Below are 14561 nucleotides of genomic sequence, written 5' to 3'. Positions count from 1 at the left end.
CCAAAGCCCCATATAGAGCAACGGCGCGGGAAAACGCAACTAGCGGCTTACAGATAACAACCACGGCCCATCCAACTCGACGGGGCTCATCCGACAGATTAAGGAGCACAGGAAATGACGCTTGTTCAACGCCTCTCTACAGCGCTAGCACTGGTCTTCACCACACTCATTGCAGGGCCGGCGCCCGCCGTGGCCAGCGAACCAACTACGGAACGCAATCGCCAATTCGTTGCGCAAGCGTTCAACCAGTGGGCTCAAGGCGGCCGGACGTTCTTCACAGATGTGCTGGCTCCCGACGTGACCTGGACAATCAAGGGGACGAGCCCCTCGGCAGGTACTTATCGGGGCCGAGATGACTTCCTGAAACGCGCAGTCCAACCCTTCGCAAAACGGCTCGCCTCGCCCGTTCGCCCGACGGTGGCGGATATCTGGGCTGAAGGCGATGACGTCGTTGTGCACTGGGACGGCACCGCCACCGCAGCCGACGGCGCGCCTTATCGCAACAGCTACGTATGGATCATGCGCATGCGAAATATGCAGGCAGTTGAGGTGACTGCCTTTCTCGACCTGGTGCCTTATGACGACGTTATCAGGCGAATTCCGCTTGAAGCTGGCGATGTTGAATAGATAAGTCCGCCAGGATCGACTGGAGGATCTGCTCGCGAGACGCTGCGAGATCTTACGTAGGTGGGCATGTCGTCGAATGTCGGCTTTCGGCCAATAGCAGCCATTAACGACCGGAAGCAACAGTACAAAACGGCCAAAAGCGCCCCATCGGATTACTAGAAAGTCAGAGACTCTTCAACCAATCGCGGATTCGTTCAAAATTTTGCATTGGGAGGATGAGCAACTCAAACGAGCATTGCCTAGCTAAATCTATCTTAAGACCGGTATTGTGACTCGCAAATCGGGTACATTCCGTTAGTGAGCATATCGAAATAGACAGTTAGTAAGAATAAATTATGGAAGGGTCGTCTTGTCTATGGATCAGTCTTTTTCAATAAAAAATCTTAATGACTTGCTCAAAGGCGATAGGGAGAAAGGAGGGGATCTTGAAGAACGATATATTCCTGCTGCCTTCGATATAAGAGTCAAACTCTACGAACTGAACAAGCTTAAATCATTTTCGAGGTACCGATTCCGCACTGGAAAAATTACGCCAGCGTTCTATGAGAAGCGTATGTCGCGCTTGGCTATGGTTATAGACAAGCGCAAAATTCAGCACGGACGTTTAGTTGACTTTGAGCTTGAAAGAGTCTCTAAGATAATAAGTGGAAAAGAGTTCAGAATAAATGTAGCTCTCCTACCTGCTCTGGTTGGAGGGAAAAAAGTTTACGGAGTCGGGAATAGTTTAGAGCAGGTTCTTGCAATTAGATTTGTTCAGAGAGCACTGAAGGTTCTGTACGAGCTCCGCATGCCTCCACGCGATATACTAGTTAGTCAAATAAAGTCATTGGCTTTAGATGGCGTACCCAAGTATATAATAAGGTCGGATGTCGAGTCGTTTTATGAGTCTGTCAGACACAAGGAATTGCTTGATGGAATTCACCAGGCTCCAGAACTATCGGTACTGATTAAAAGGATTTTAACGCGACTTATGAAAGATTACGTCGTCGTTTCTGGGGACGAAAACGGATTGCCGCGCGGCATAGGAATAAGTGCATATCTATCTGAGATATATCTGTCGAGTATTGACGCTGAAATTAGACGACAAGATAATTTATTTTATTACGCCAGATATGTTGATGACATGGTACTTATGTATGCCCCCCAGCGAAAGGAGCTTGCAGCGAAATATTTAGAAACTCTCAGCGAAATACTTCATGGAAAGGGGCTGAAATTCAACGACAAAACGAAACCTATTGATTTGCTAGAAGAGTTCAAAGGTAAATTTGATTACCTTGGATATACATTTGACGTATCTAGCAGCTCTTCCGGCGTACAACTGAGCCAAAGAAAAATCAATAAATATAGATCGCGTATCGACAAAGCTTTCTCAGATTACAACTCAAAGTTCACATTCATTCCAGAGAAGTCTGAAGAGGAGTTGGTGCTTAGATGCCTTTTCTTAACCGGAAATATGCGCTTGTTCAATAGGAAAAGCAACGCATTCATCGGTGTTTACTTTAGCAATAAGTATATAACTGATACTAGTCAGCTTTCCGGGTTAGATCACTACTTTCGCAATAAAATCAAAGGCGTAGCTAGTCCATCATTGACGAGAAAGCTCTCGAAGCTATCTTTTGAAAGAGGTTTCAGAGAAAAACTATTTAGAAATTTTGATTCCAAGCAGCTTTCAGAACTTTCGCGAGGTTGGAAGCATGTCTAGAAAAAAGCATTATCTATAAACTTTCCTGTAGAGCGGGTAGTGTTGTCTGATGTGCTTCCATATGAAGTTCCGATAGTTTTTTCGAATAGATATTTTTATAGATTCCTATGTGAGCACGATATAAAGTTTAACGGAAACAGAATTTCATGGCGCTACAGCGATGAAGTGCTAGACAACCTTGTAAAAATGGTTCTAGGTGTTCAGCCTAATACGGCTGTTAGACATACTGCCGATAACGGCAGACCTGCATCCATAATAGAACTAGACAAATCAGACCTTGTCCATACTGTTCCTTTCATTTTCTCGACTACGCATAAACAGGATCAGTTGCGCCAGTTGTCGCTAATGCATCCAAAGGGTCAGTTGCTGGTGGTAGATTTCTATGACCAATTTAAAGATCTGATGATTTATTACACTGGTCGAAGTGAATTCAGCCTGCGATCACCAAGGCGAGTTGCTGGGTGTACGTATATTGACTTTCGCTCGCAAATTGAGCGGCAGGATAAATCTGACACTTTGGTAGAAGTAGATGGCGAAAATTATGAGAACTTAAAATCTTTCTTTGTATATGAGCGGTTCAGTAATGTTTTCAAATTTTACGAGTCGAGAGAGCACCTCCGTAGCGAGCGCGATTTCAGAACCCTTACGAAATTTGATGTTTCAGGGTGTTTTGATAGCATATATACTCACTCGCTAGCATGGGCGATATACGGAAAGGATTTTGCAAAGCAGAATCTTAAAGCTATATTAGGGTCATTTGCGGGTAAGTTTGACTCATTGATGCAAAAGTTGAATCATAACGAAACGAATGGAATACTAATCGGCCCGGAGGTTTCAAGAATTTTCGCCGAAATAATCCTCCAGGCAGTTGATATTGATATCGCAGGCAAGTTACTTGAAAAGGGATATGTACATAACTCAGACTTTAAGATTTATCGCTACGTAGATGATTATTTCGTCTTCTACAATAGTGATGAAGTCTGTCACCAGATAAAAATGACACTTCAGGAAAGCTTAAAACTATATAAGCTATCATTAAATAAGGGTAAGGAGGAAACTCTAGGGCGCCCTATAATCACTCCGATATCTATCGCAAAAAAGCGTATCTCTGATCTTTTTGATCGTGCGCTAGCTTATGAGGTCGCTTCAGAAGTTAAGGAAGGTGAAACATTGCCAAGGGGTCAGATTTATATTGGCAGGTCTTCACTTATAACTGACTTCAAGTCCATTCTTGCAACCTCTGGAGTCAACTATGGCGAAATTCTTAATTACTCTCTTTCAGTAGTCGAACGAAAAATTGGCTCTTTGATTGAATCTTACAAAAAAATAGAGAAAGTTGGCGGTGTCGATAAAAGTTTTTCAAAATCAATGGAAGCCCTTCTAGGTTTTGTATTTTTTATCTATGCGGTATCGCCAAAAGTCAACACAACGATTAAGCTTTGTCGAATATGTCAGCGCGTTCTTTCTTTTTATAAGCTTGAGTCCATAGGGCTCAGCTATGAGGCATTAATCTCGCAAGTGATATACGAAAGATGCCGGAGCGTTATGGATCATAATTCAGATGGCAAAAGCGCGAAAATTGAGGTCATGTATCTTCTGGTTTTAATGCGCCAGCTTGGTAAAAACTATCGTATAGATGAAAAAGTGCTTGGCCATAGCTTCGGCTTTGAACTTTTAGACGGGCATTATCAAGCGAAATCCAGTTTGAATTATTTCTCCATAGTAACTCTTCTTTTTTATATAGAGAACAAAACTCGTTATTCATTGCTGAGAATCGCTTTGGAAAAACATATATTGGAGAGATTTGGGCTGAAGCAGGACTCGTTGGTCGGTGACTCTGAAATGATTCATTTAGCGTTAGATCTTGTCGCATGCCCTTTCGTGAGTAACGAGACCAAGATTAGAGTTTTACAGTTGTACGGCGTGCCTGCAAACAACCTGCTAAGAATTCAAAAGTATAGCGAATATTGGTTCACCAAATGGGGCGAATTCGACTTTTCTAAAGAGCTAGACGCTAAGGTCAGTCAGGAAGTATATTGAGCGGGATGCATCACGCACATAGAAGACCGTTTGCGGTCGCACACACCAGCATCATGGCCCGGTTGTTCTATGCACGAAAACCTTGCCTCGTTGAATCCTCGTGAGTTCTGCGGTCTTGACTCCTTCACTTTCCTCAAAGCTTTAGGCCTACCAGGGGAGTGAAGGATGCTCGATTATCTCAGCAATCATCCCGGATGGCTGCATTTGGCCGAAAGTCGCCCTCACGAATGACCGCTGTCAGCCAGACGCGCAGGATCAAAGTCTTTGTTCGCCGCCCCCCACCGTGCGGCTCTCCCTAACTTTGCGCAAGTCATCATGGAACTCAAGATAGCCGCTTGCTAACCAGCAGTGCTGGTCAACCCGTCACAGAAAAAGGCTACGACGCCGGATTCTTGCGGCGTTGCTGCAATCGCTATTGCATTTAGCATGTCATGCCTTGTAGGGTCATGAAGCGAGAATTACAAGCCGGTTTGCTACGATCACGATGACGAATACTTTTCGTAGAAATTTATCATTCGGTGCAATTGCATTTTAGTAACGTTGATTATAACCGGCTCTATATTTATTCGAACCGGAAGATTTTGCGCTTGTATCATGCGTTGCTTGAGAGCTTTGTGTAAGGTTTCTTTTTTGGGGGATTATTTTGATTTCAAATACTTCGTTATTGGAAGAGGTCGTCGAGAATCTCGGCGGGGATGATGAGTTTATTGAGAATACTGTCCCGCTATCGGCGGAGGACGAAATGCTCATAGGGCGATTCGTTCAACAGTATTGCTGGGCGGATTTAAATGCTCGGCGCGCCGTGAATTACCTAAGGCACATTAATAGAGGAGACGCACGTAATTTTTCAGGGGACTTAAATGATACGCATGTACTTAACCATCTGGCTTCTGAAGCGGCGGCCTTGAAGATTCTGCCAGCTGTCAAAAGTGGTTTGAGCGCAACAGTGGAAACGCTACAGATGCACCGCGACTTGCGCCATAAGTTCGCTCACTGGGCTGGCCGTCGAGCGAAACATCACAACGCCTTCGTTCTACTGACCACTAATGCGTCGAAGGCTCAGAGTAAAGGGATAGCTACTTTGGAAGTCGGCATGTTAGGTTTTGCCGTCCTATCTGTTCATGATCTTGAACGAGAGATAGTAAATCTTGTTTCTCATAATGAATATTTGGCGCGGGCTGTTAATTTTTTAGGTAACTACGTAAAAGATCCTGCATCAGTATTATGATGTGGAGTTAAGTGAGTTTGCGTTAGCGCCTTGGCTAATTCCCTTTGCTGAATCGCCTCTAGTTCGATAGACGTCATTAGGTGGCTGCTTTTGCCTGAGTGAGCTGTCCAGATTAGCCCTTTGAGACAGGCAGCAATCGGTAAAAACATTCACCCTCGACTGACTGCTTTTGGCCGCTTTCTGTCGGTCGCCACCGTCAGCTTTTGGCCGATTGCTGCCAGTCGCCATGGGCGCTCTGCTGCCAAGCCATGCATTCGCCTCACGAAACAGCGTTAGACACCTGAACTCTCCGCAATCCGCCCTTCCCCCCGCAAAAAATCCACAAACGCCCTCAGCGGCGAAGGCATGTGACGGCGTCCGTGGTAATACAGAAACGGGCCGTCGAAGTCCTGCCACCAGTCCTCGAGAATCGGCACCAGTCGACCATCGGAGAGTGGCTCGCGCAGAAAATCCTCGAAGGTATAGACGATGCCCAGTCCGTTGATGGCCGAGCGAATTTTCAGATCGTGCGACGACGTCAGCAGTTGCCCCTGAGGCGGGATACGCACGATACGGCCGTCTCGATGGAACTCGAATACGCCGACTTTGCCACTCTCGAACCGATGGCCAAGCAGGTCATGGCCCGGCAGTTCTTCGGGGTGAGTGGGTGTCCCACGTTCAGCCAGATAGCCCGGGGCGGCGGCTGCAACGAAGCGTTGGCGACGCGGGCCGATGGGCACGGCGATCATGTCCTTGGCCAGGCTCTCTTCATAGCGCACGCCGGCGTCATACCCGCCAGCGTTGACGTCGACGAAGGTGTTGTCCATGACGACTTCGACACTGACCCCTGGATAAAGGCGCAGAAAACGCGCCAGCAGGTCGGGCAACAGAAAGCGTGCCACCGGCACTGGCACATTGAGTTTGAGCGTGCCGACCGGGCGCTGAGCGTCGTCGTCCAGGTCGTTGAAAGCGGCGTCGATTTCTTGCAAGGCCGGGCGCAGGCGCTCGAGCAATCGCTCGCCGGCGGCCGTCGGCGTGACGCTGCGCGTGGTTCGATTGAGCAGGCGCACACCCAGGTCGCTTTCCAGCCGACGCATGCAATCGCTCAGCGATGAGGCGGACAAGCCCCGCTTTTGCGCGGCAGCACGAAATCCCCCCGCCTCGACCACCGCAGCAAATATCGACACATCGGTAAGGTTTGGTTTACGCATGGACTCTTCCTCCGCAAGCGACTCACTGTACGCCATACCGTACGGGCCATCCATTAATGCCCGACTTATCCTCGCGCATTCGTACACCGATACTGCTCACTCGCCCCGCCAACCGGGAACCTGTACCGCGAATGAGAATCCCCCGATGAGCCATTCACCCGCTACGCCGAGCAATACCGCGACCCAACGCCTCCTCAAGGCCGCCCGAATGCTGTTCGCCATTTCCGCGATGGCCGGCACACTGGCTGCGCAGGCGACTTCCCGAACGGAGCCGAAGCCGGACTGGTCAACCCACGACATGCCCAGCCAGAAAGGCCGCATCGTGCTGGTCACCGGAGGAACCAGCGGCATGGGCTATGAAGACGCGCTGGCGCTGACGCGAGCCGGTGCCGAGGTGATCATCGCCGCACGCAACGCCGAGCGCGGCCGCGAAGCGATCACGAAGATCAAGCAAGCCGTGCCCGAGGCGCGCGTGCAATTCGAAACGCTGGACCTTGCCAATCTGCAATCGGTGCGCGACCTCGCCAACCGTCTGCAAGGGCGCCTGCCGAGGCTCGACGTGCTGATTAACAATGCTGCGATCATGTCGCCGCCTGTTCGAGGCGTTTCGGCCGATGGCTACGAGATGCAATTGGCGACCAATTATCTGGGGCATTTCGCCCTGACCGGCCTGCTGATGCCCCTGCTACGCAAAAGCGACGATGGTCGGGTGGTCAGCCTGTCGAGCATCGCCGCCGGGCGCGCAAGCCTGAACTTCGATGACCTGCAGGCTGAGCGCAGTTACGACCCTTTCGCCAGCTACAGCCAATCGAAACTGGCGGTTCTGAAGTGGAGTATTGAGCTGCAGCAGCGCAGCGATGCCGCCGGTTGGGGGATACGCAGCATCGCCGCTCACCCCGGCGTTGCCGTGACCGAGCTGATCGCGCGTGGGCCTGGCCTGGACAGTGAATTCGGCAAACAATGGGCTGTAGAGCGGGACATGTATCATTCCGCAGCGCAGGGCGCGCTGCCCACCTTATATGCGGCGACGGCGCTGGAGGCTGTCGGCGGTGCCTACTACGGGCCTACCGGTGATAACGAGAAGCGCGGGCCGCTGGGCTTCGCCAAGATGCCGCCGGCCGCTGCCGATCGCTCGAATTCGGCCACACTGTGGCAACTCTCCGAGCGACTGACTGGCGTCACCTACCGCTGACCGCCCGGCACGGGCAGGCCCCGTGCCATTGCCCCGCCACTCCCACAGGAGCGCAACATGGATACGTCTCTTCTCGCCCACCGCGCCGGCGCCATCATCAATGCCGAGGCTCACGAGCTGCGCCCTGCGCTCAACGGTTTTCTGCTGTTCGTTTGCCTGTTCGCCGGCTATTTCATGCTCCGTCCGATCCGCGAATCGATGGGCATCACTGCCGGCGTCGAGAACTTGCAGTGGCTGTTCACCGCGACCTTCCTGGTCATGCTGGCGGCCGTTCCGCTGTTCGCCTGGCTCAGCGCACGCGTGCCGCGCCTGCATTTCGTGGACTGGGTGTACGGATTCTTCTGCACCAATCTGCTGTTGTTCGCCGCCTTGTTCCTGGGCGAGGAAAGCCCTTGGCTGGCGCGCGTGTTTTACGTGTGGATATCGGTCTACAACCTGTTTGTCGTATCGGTCGCCTGGAGCCTGATGGCCGATGTATTCGACAGTGCCCAGGCCAAACGCCTGTTCGCTTTCATCGCGGCGGGCGCCAGCGTCGGCGGCCTTTGTGGCCCTGCGCTGAGCGCCTTGCTGATCGGTTCGCTGGGCGAGTCCGGCCTGATGCTGCTGGCCGCTGTTCTGCTGGGCGCTGCGATGTGGTTCAAGCGCCAGCTGATGCACTGGCGTGAAAGGGGTGGCGCAGGACGCCCCGATGCCGCGCCGAGCGAAAGCCCTCGCAGGCCGTTGCCGGGCAATCCGTTCAGCGGTATGACGGCCGTTGTGAAATCACCTTATCTGCTCGGCATCTGCGGTTTTGTGGTGCTGCTGGCAACAGTCTCCACCTTCCTTTACTTCGAGCAGGCACGCGTCGTCGCCGAACACTTCCCGGACCGCGAGGCGCAGGTGCGCGTGTTCGGCATCATCGACTTTGTCGTGCAGGCAGGCGCCCTGTTCTGTCAGCTGTTCATCACTGGACGCCTCGCGCAAAAACTAGGTGTCGGCGTGCTGTTGGCCATGGTGCCGCTGGTCATGTGCGCGGGGTTTATCGGGCTGATCTTCGCCCCCGGCTTTGGCCTGATCGCCGCGCTGATGATCGTGCGCCGCATCGGTGAGTACGCCTTCGTGCGCCCAGGCCGAGAGATGCTGTTTGCCCCGCTCGATGCCGAAAGCAAGTACAAGGCGAAGAACTTCATCGACACCGTGGTCTACCGCGCCGGCGATGCCATCAGTGCCTGGGCGAAAAGCGCGCTGGATGCCCTCAGCCAAGGTGCAGGCATGGCGGCATTGGTCGGCGCGTTGTGTGCACTGCTGTGGGGTCTGCTGGGATGGCGACTCGGCGAACGGGCGGACCGCCGAGCCAGTGTGGCGGGAGCGCGGCAAAACCCAGCGTAGCGCTCAAGAGTCATTGACTGAGACAGGCATTGCCGTAGAATCGCCCGCCCAAAAAATCAGCTTGCAGAGCGAGAAGGAGCTTCGATGCAACGGGTGATGATTGTTGGTCAGCCTGGGTCTGGCAAAAGTACGTTGGCGCGCAAGCTGGGTAAGCGCACGGGGTTGCCGGTCGTGCATATCGACACGATCCACTGGCAGCCAGGCTGGATCGAGCGAAGCCCGGATGAGAAGACCCGACTCTGCCTGGAGGTCGAGGCGCGTGATCGCTGGATATTCGAAGGTGGCCATTCAACCACTTGGGAAAATCGCGTCGCCCGTGCAGATCTGCTGATCTGGATCGATCGTTCGCCACCGCTTCGATTCTTGCGCGTCCTGCGTAGAACGCTGCTCAACCACGGTCAGTCTCGGCCTGACTTGCCGGAAAACTGCCCCGAACAGCTGGCGAACCTGCCGGAGTTTCTAAAGTTCATGTGGCGGACGAGAAAAACCTCGCGAGCCAAAATGCGCCAATTCGTGTCAACGGCGCCATCGGCTTGCCGGGTGGTTCATCTGCGATCCAATCGAGAGACGAGGATATTTCTTGAAAGCATTCGCCATGCACAGGGCCAGACTTTGCAGACTGACTGACGGCTGACCGCCCCACCAGGGAACTGCGGGTGCCTGGCATCGTCCGAGCTTAAGCGTTTAAGCAAACAGCTCGCCACGAGGTTTCCGTTTGAAAGCTGCCATCGTCAAAAAATACCGTCTGATCATCAAGACCCTGGGTTACGTGGGCTGGTCTTTGTTCTGGTTGCTGCTCTGGGACATCGCCGTCACCGTCGACTTCATGCTGTTTCTCAACGCCAAGCTGAACCTGCCGTTGATGCCGCTGACCTTGCTCGGTTCGGCGTTGATCGTGTTGATCAGTTTTCGCAACAGCAGCGCTTACAACCGCTGGTGGGAGGCGCGGACGCTGTGGGGGTCGATGATCAACAATTCCCGCAGCTTTGCCAGGCAGGTGCTGACACTGCTGGACGACGCTGGTGGCGAGGTGAATCCGGTCAAATCCACGCTGTTGCGCCGCCACGTCGCTTACGTAAATTGCCTCGCCGCGCACCTGCAAGGCCAGCCATGTCCCGACGAGGTGCGGGCATTTATTCCCGCCGAAGAATTCGCCCGCAGTGGCACAACCAATAACTTTGCCAACGATATCCTCACCGGCTCGGCGACTCTGCTCGCTCGCGAATACAAGGCCGGGCATCTGGACAGTATTCGCCTGGCGCGGCTTGAGTCGACGCTGGTGGATCTGTCCAACAGCCAAGGCGGCATGGAGCGGATCGCCAACACCCCGCTGCCCTACCCTTATGTGTATTTCCCACGGCTGTTCATTTCGCTGTTCTGCCTGATCGTCCCGATAGGTCTGGTGGAATCCCTCGGCTGGTTCACGCCGCTGGCGTCGACTGTGGTCGGGTTCATGCTGCTGGCCATCGAGCGCATCGGCACCGATCTGCAAAGCCCGTTTCGCCACAGCGAACACCAGATTCAAATGGAAGCGCTGTGCGAAACCATCGAAAAGAATTTGCAGTCAATGCAGCGTGATTCGTTGGGGGATGTACGCAGGGTTGAAGAGCACGCTTGAGGCGCTGCTTTAGCAGCAGCGCTTTACATCAGCTGCGGAGCGGCTATTGACGAGTGTCCGCCTCCTCGGCCGGGTAAAACTCGCCCTGCTTGCCCATTTCTTCCAGTCGTTCGCGCGCGATCGCCTCAACACGGGCCACTGCGTCTCGATCGTCAGGGTCAACCAACTGCAAGCACAGGCGTCGAACATTTTGGTCATGGGTCCCCTCGCTGAGCATTTCGTGGGTGAAGACTTGTTCAGCACGCCATAGGCATAACTGGGTATGGGTCCCGCCGAGCCATATCTCGTTGATTGATCCAAGATCAGTGGTTGCCAGTTGATCCACGGTGATTGTCTTATCCATTGCGCCGTACCTTGAAAATGCTTGTACAGGTACGACTGGCAGGCATAGCGAGTCGTTCAAGTCGTCGACAGTCCACCCACGCCCCACTCTCACTTGTTCGGAAAATTCTTATGAAATCGCCAAAAATCGAAGATTACATCGCTCAATGGCCATTACTGGGCGTGGACTCCGCTGTCCCTTGGGCGGTGGGCGGTGGTTCAGGATTGCGAGAGCCGGATTCTGGAATTGCTTGAAACGCTCGGCCCAGGATACCGGCGCCACAGCAATTGTGCGATTCATGAAACCGCCATCGTTGAGCAAGGCGCCGTTCTCAAAGGCGCAATCATCATCGGCGAGGGCTGTTTCGTAGCAGCGGGCGCTTACCTCCGTGGAGGCGTTTACCTGGGCAAAAACTGCATCGTTGGCCCCAGCTGTGAGCTGAAAAGTACCTTCATGCTCGATGGCAGCAAGCTTGCCCACTTCAACTTCGTCGGCGACTCATTGATTGGCGAAGCGGTAAATATTGAAGCCGGCGCGATCATCGCCAACTACCGTAACGAACTGGACGGGGCTGATATCAGGATCCGCCACGAAGATCAGGTGATCGACACAGGCGTCAGCAAGTTCGGAGCGCTGGTGGGTGACGGCTGCAAGATTGGCGCAAACGCTGTGATTGCTCCTGGCGCTTTGTTGCGGCCCCACACACGTGTTCCTCGTCTGGGGTTGATTGATCAGTTTGCTTACGATTGACACCAGATATTCGAATCTATTTTTCGGCCAGAAGCTGCCGTTGGAATGTGTACCTTCCCGAGTATGTTCCGAGGTGGTGATCTGTCTGCCGGGAATATGCAAGTGCGATTAATTGGCTGTCTGCTCTTGCTTGAAAGCAGTCCGTGGTTCCAGCCTTGTCACTGAACCGTCACACCCGCCTCCTACGCTCGACCGATCTCGACCATCGCCCCAAGAGCCCGCATTCCAAAATGCCGCCCATCACCGCCACCTCCCCACCCCGCCAAAAGATCATCCTGCGCTCCGACAACCTCACCTCTTCCGACTTCGGCGCCCTGTTCTCCAGGCTCTTCGGCAACCGCTACGCCGATACTCCGCCGCCACCTTCCAACATCATCATCGGCGGGGTCTACGGGCGGCACGACGGGGTGAGTTTTCGGCGTATGCATTACCACGGCGACTTCAGCGTCACCCTCCCCGATCCGCAGAACGAAATCACTTTCGTCATCCCCACCGCCGGCAAGATCGTCTTCAACCACGCCACCGAGTCCATCGGCATGGCGCATGTCGGTCTGGCGATCGACAAGGCGGATATCCGTTCGATGCGTTTTGTTGACGATCACGCGCATCACGGCATTTCGATCAATCGTCTGCAGCTCACCGAGCGGTTGTCGGCGCTGCTGGAGAAACCGGTCGTGCAGAAGATCGTGTTTGAGCCAAGCGTGGATCTGAATGCCCCAGCATTTCAGGCCCTCAAGGCGTTGATCGATCTGGCCACGGGCACTGAGTTCGATGCCTTGATCAACAGTGGCACGCTGATGCCGTCGCGCTTACGCGAGATGTTGATCGATGCGGTGCTGGAGGCGTGGCCGCACAATTTCACCGAGGCATTACGGCGGCCGGCACCGTGTGTGGCGCCGCGACATGTGAAGGTGGCGATGGAGTTTATTCAGGCGCATCCGCAGCAGTTGGTCAGTGGCGTGGATCTGGCGCGGTTGAGCCATGTCAGCCAGCGCGCCTTGCAGGAAGGTTTTCGGCGTTTTGTCGGGATGTCGATCGTCGCGTATCAGCGGCAGGTGCGTTTGCAGCGCGCCTATGAGGCGTTGGTGCGCGGGCATGCAGGCTCTGTGACGGAGGTGGCGTTGAGCTTTGGCTTCAGTAATGTCGGGCGCTTTTGTCAGTATTTTCAAAGCGCTTACGGCGTAAGCCCAGCGGAGCTGAAGGCCAGGCGTTGACCATTCGGTCCGGCGAAACCTGCATTTGATTGAACAGCAGGAATCTCAGGACGACTAACCCCAGACAGGTCGCTTGACGGCATAGCCGATTGAGGCGGCGTTTACCTGGCTGCGGCCGGCGCTGCGCTTCTGCGCCAGCGTCGTCGCAGGCTTCGCAAGGGGGTTTCAATGACTGAGGATTTCATCGGCTTTTTCACGACGCACACACTTCTGGGAATTTCACTGGCGAACTGGGTCTTGGCGTTGCTCGCCGCAACGCTCAGTTATCTGCTGACCACCACGGCGATCCGCTTCGTTTTCCGCAAGGTGCAGGCGCGGGCCACTGCCGGCAATGGGCATCTGACGTACATGGCCAGCGAAGTGCTGGCGGCGACCAGCACCACGTTGCTGCTGTTGGCATCGATTCTGGTCGGCATCGGCTTGCTGGATTTGCCCGAGCGCTGGCTCGGGCGGGTCAGCAGTTTGTGGTTCGTGGTGGCGGCGTTGCAGGTCGGCCTGTGGACCAACCGCGCACTGGCGCTGGGGCTGCATCGCTATTTTTCGCGGCATAACGCGACCGGCTCTTTTCAGGCGAGCGCTCTGGCGACCCTGAGCCTGTGGGGCGTCAAGGTGTTGCTGTGGGCGGTGATTCTGCTGGCGATGCTGTCGAATCTGGGCGTCAACATCACTGCGTTCGTCGCCAGCCTGGGTGTCGGCGGTATCGCGGTGGCGCTGGCGGTGCAGAACATTCTCGGCGACGTGTTCGCCTCGCTGTCGATTGCCGTCGACAAGCCGTTTGAGGTGGGCGATTTCATCGTCGTCGGCACGCTGGCCGGTACGGTCGAGCACGTCGGCCTGAAGACCACGCGCATCCGCAGTCTTGGCGGTGAGCAGATTGTCATGGCCAACGCCGACATGATCGGCAGCACCATTCAGAACTACAAACGCTTGCAGGAGCGTCGAGTGGTGTTCGAATTTCGTCTGACTTACGAGTGCACCAGCGAACAGATCCGCCAGATCACTCAACGCGTTGAAAGCATCATCAAGAACGAAAAACAGGCGCGCTTCGACCGCTGCCATTTCCGCAGTTTTGGTGAGAGCGCGCTGGAATTCGAGACGGTGTATATCGTTCTGGACGCCAGCTACAACGTCTACATGGACGTACAGCAGCGCATCAATCTGGCAATCATGGAAGCGGTGGCCGAGCTGGACGCGACGTTCGCCTTCCCGGCGCGCACCGTGCATGTCGCCTCCCTGCCCGAACCCACCGCGCCACCGGCACGCACACAGCAACCTTCGCGTGCGCAGCATGCTTGAGCGCAAGAGCCCGG

The 14561-nt window shown here is 54.1% G+C and carries 12 protein-coding genes and 1 pseudogene; 11 read left to right on the top strand and 2 right to left on the bottom strand.

The features are described from left to right. Positions 1 to 114: 114 nt before the first annotated feature. From AB4O45_RS24340 to AB4O45_RS24325, 4 genes are all read left to right on the top strand, one after another. Entirely contained in the window at positions 115 to 627 is a 513-nt protein-coding gene (locus AB4O45_RS24340) for a nuclear transport factor 2 family protein (RefSeq protein ID WP_460160671.1), read from the top strand. A gap of 355 nt (positions 628 to 982) precedes the next feature. Further along, positions 983 to 2329: an antiviral reverse transcriptase Drt3a gene (gene drt3a, locus AB4O45_RS24335; protein ID WP_460161519.1), complete on the top strand. Its 1347-nt coding sequence runs from the start codon at positions 983 to 985 to the stop codon at positions 2327 to 2329. Between the two features lie 39 nt (positions 2330 to 2368). Next, the gene (gene drt3b, locus AB4O45_RS24330; protein WP_460160670.1) at positions 2369 to 4369 is read left to right on the top strand and encodes an antiviral reverse transcriptase Drt3b; all 2001 of its coding nucleotides are present in this window, start codon (positions 2369 to 2371) and stop codon (positions 4367 to 4369) included. A 643-nt stretch (positions 4370 to 5012) separates the two neighbouring features. Further along, complete coding sequence (locus AB4O45_RS24325; protein WP_460160669.1) at positions 5013 to 5597, top strand: hypothetical protein; 585 nt, start codon at positions 5013 to 5015, stop codon at positions 5595 to 5597. A gap of 272 nt (positions 5598 to 5869) precedes the next feature. Here AB4O45_RS24325 and AB4O45_RS24320 read toward each other — a convergent pair whose 3' ends face one another. Then, a complete protein-coding gene (locus AB4O45_RS24320; protein ID WP_460160668.1) occupies positions 5870 to 6787 on the bottom strand; it encodes a LysR family transcriptional regulator in 918 nt (305 codons plus the stop codon). Positions 6788 to 6932: 145 nt separating this feature from the next. On the opposite strand from AB4O45_RS24320, the gene AB4O45_RS24315 reads away from it, so the two are divergent. The 4 genes from AB4O45_RS24315 (at position 6933) to AB4O45_RS24300 (ending at position 10965) form a co-directional block, all read left to right on the top strand. After that, positions 6933 to 7979, top strand: a complete 1047-nt coding sequence (locus AB4O45_RS24315; protein ID WP_460160667.1) for an SDR family oxidoreductase — start codon at positions 6933 to 6935, stop codon at positions 7977 to 7979. A 57-nt stretch (positions 7980 to 8036) separates the two neighbouring features. After that, positions 8037 to 9347, top strand: a complete 1311-nt coding sequence (locus AB4O45_RS24310) for an NTP/NDP exchange transporter (RefSeq protein WP_236169220.1) — start codon at positions 8037 to 8039, stop codon at positions 9345 to 9347. 84 nt (positions 9348 to 9431) lie between these two features. After that, positions 9432 to 9974, top strand: a complete 543-nt coding sequence (locus AB4O45_RS24305; protein WP_150635604.1) for an AAA family ATPase — start codon at positions 9432 to 9434, stop codon at positions 9972 to 9974. Between the two features lie 88 nt (positions 9975 to 10062). Next, positions 10063 to 10965, top strand: a complete 903-nt coding sequence (locus AB4O45_RS24300) for a bestrophin family protein (protein WP_056784990.1) — start codon at positions 10063 to 10065, stop codon at positions 10963 to 10965. A 43-nt stretch (positions 10966 to 11008) separates the two neighbouring features. Here the strand turns inward: AB4O45_RS24300 and AB4O45_RS24295 are convergent, their stop codons facing one another. Continuing rightward, positions 11009 to 11308: a hypothetical protein gene (locus AB4O45_RS24295; protein WP_256808713.1), complete on the bottom strand. Its 300-nt coding sequence runs from the start codon at positions 11306 to 11308 to the stop codon at positions 11009 to 11011. A 110-nt stretch (positions 11309 to 11418) separates the two neighbouring features. Here AB4O45_RS24295 and AB4O45_RS24290 point away from each other — a divergent pair. The 3 genes and pseudogenes from AB4O45_RS24290 to AB4O45_RS24280 all read left to right on the top strand — a co-directional run bounded on the left by AB4O45_RS24290 (position 11419) and on the right by AB4O45_RS24280 (position 14547). After that, a pseudogene (locus tag AB4O45_RS24290) lies at positions 11419 to 12037 on the top strand (LbetaH domain-containing protein). Positions 12038 to 12267: 230 nt separating this feature from the next. Next, positions 12268 to 13251, top strand: a complete 984-nt coding sequence (locus tag AB4O45_RS24285; RefSeq protein ID WP_460161518.1) for a helix-turn-helix transcriptional regulator — start codon at positions 12268 to 12270, stop codon at positions 13249 to 13251. Between the two features lie 168 nt (positions 13252 to 13419). After that, the gene (locus AB4O45_RS24280; RefSeq protein WP_041480489.1) at positions 13420 to 14547 is read left to right on the top strand and encodes a mechanosensitive ion channel family protein; all 1128 of its coding nucleotides are present in this window, start codon (positions 13420 to 13422) and stop codon (positions 14545 to 14547) included. Positions 14548 to 14561: the final 14 nt, after the last annotated feature.

This window comes from Pseudomonas sp. S2_B10, from assembly GCF_054668425.1.
This window is presented reverse-complemented; position numbering and strand designations above follow the sequence as displayed.